Here is a 1,891-nt window from a genome sequence, read left to right on the forward strand (position 1 = left end):
GTCGTATGTGCACGACGTCACCGCGGCGCCGGCCCAGGTGTCGATCACTCGCGCGGTGATCAACATGGCGCACAGCCTGCAGATGAAGGTGCTGGCCGAAGGTGTCGAGACCGAGGGCCAGCTGGCCTTGTTGATCGCCAACCGTTGCGACGCGATCCAAGGCTACTTCTTCAGCCAGGCTGTCCCTGCGGCAGAGATCGAGACCTTGTGGCGCGAACGGCGCCATTTGCCGGAGAAGTACTTCAACCAACCGCCGCGCCAGCGCACATTGCTGCTGGTCGACGATGAAGAAAACATCGTCGCGTCCCTCAAGCGTTCTCTGCGCCGCGGCGGCTACCGCATCCTGACTGCGAACAGTGCAGCCGAAGGCCTGCAGCGCCTGGCCGAGTCCGAGGTCGACGTGATCGTGTCGGACCAGCGCATGCCCGTGATGACGGGTGTCGAGTTCCTTCGTCGCGCCAAGGCGCTCTATCCCGAAACAGTCCGCATCGTGCTGTCGGGCTACACCGAACTTCAGTCCATCACCGACGCCATCAACGAAGGGGCGATCTACAAGTTCCTGACCAAGCCGTGGGAAGACGACCTGCTGCGGGCCAACATCGAAGAGGCTTTCCGTCAGAAGGAAATGGCCGACGACAACCGCCGGCTTGACCGGGAGGTGCGCGTCGCCAACCAGGAGTTGGCCGCGCTCAACGAGTGCCTGCAATCGGCCCTGGCCACGCAACGCGAACGATTGAACATGGTCGAGTCGCGAAGCACCGGTGCGCTGGAGATCTTGCTCAGTGTTCCGGTGCCCATTGTGGGTGTCGACGACGAAGGAATGATCGCCTTTGCCAACCGCGATGCCGATGATTTGCTGCGCGAGTTCGGGCCGCTGGTGGGAAGAGATGCCGACGATGTGTTGCCGCAAGCCCTGCGGCCGGTGCTGCACGGGTGCGATGGCACCTCGGCCACCTTCTCGTTGAACGGGCAACCTTGTCGAGGAGTTTGCCGCGCGATGAGCGCAGCCACCGGGGTCAGCGGGCGCCTRGTGGTTTTGATTCCTCATGCCTCGGCCGAAGAGCCGGGCTAGCTCGCTACACACTCAGGTAGGAGTCATCCATGTCGCAGGATCACCCGACGCTCGATCGCCCGGTCGAGACGCTTCCAACACCGGCGGTGCCTCAGGCGGAGCAACGCCTGATGTGGCTGTTCCGAGACTCGCTGCGCCGGCAGCAGATTCATCCGTTGCTCGCCGTCGTGCGGCGCTATCACGAGCGGTCAGCGCAATGATCGCCACCGATCCCGAGGCGGTGCTCGGCCGCCTGCGGGACCTCCCGGTGTTGCCGCAGGCACTCACCGACCTGCTTTCGGCCCTGCAGCGTGACGATGTGGCCATGGATGAACTGGTCGACGCCATTTCGCACGACCAGGCCCTGGTGGCCAAGGCGCTTCGCTTGGCGAACAGCTCGTTCTATGGCTTGAGCGGCCGAGTCAGCTCGATACGGGACGCGATCAGCGTGCTGGGCTTGCGTAACCTCAGCACCGCATTGACCGCGGCGGCGGTGAGCGGCAGTTTCACTACGCCGCGATGTCGGGGCTTCGACCTGGCGGCCTATTGGCGCCACTCGATTGCCTGCGCACTTTGCGCCCGCCACCTGGCACGGGCGCTGAAGCTCGACGATGGCGCGGCGTTCACCGCAGGGCTGCTGCACGACCTGGGGCGCCTGGCACTGGCCAGCCAGTCGCCCGAGCGGYTCGAGCAGGTCTGCGACTACCGCCAGCAGCACGACTGTCAAACCTTGCAGGCCGAGGACGATGTGCTGGGCACCAACCACATGGCGATCGGCGCCGTCGTGGCTCGGCGCTGGCGCTTCGGCAACGATGTGGTCGACGCAATACGGCACCACCA

At 64.8% G+C, this 1,891-nt stretch carries 3 protein-coding genes; all 3 read left to right on the forward strand.

Features of this window, described 5'->3' with window-relative positions; translation table 11 throughout:
• Positions 1-1,072: response regulator (locus AC1DYI_RS34225; RefSeq protein ID WP_477208559.1), on the forward strand; the 1,072-nt coding region annotated here is incomplete at its 5' end.
• A gap of 29 nt (positions 1,073-1,101) precedes the next feature.
• Positions 1,102-1,272: a hypothetical protein gene (locus AC1DYI_RS34230; RefSeq protein ID WP_477208560.1), complete on the forward strand. Its 171-nt coding sequence runs from the start codon at positions 1,102-1,104 to the stop codon at positions 1,270-1,272.
• Positions 1,269-1,891, forward strand: a 623-nt coding sequence (locus AC1DYI_RS34235) for an HDOD domain-containing protein (protein WP_477208561.1), incomplete at its 3' end; no start/stop codon positions are given. The genes AC1DYI_RS34230 and AC1DYI_RS34235, both read left to right, overlap by 4 nt.

This window comes from Ideonella sp. P3_A4 (assembly GCF_056403075.1).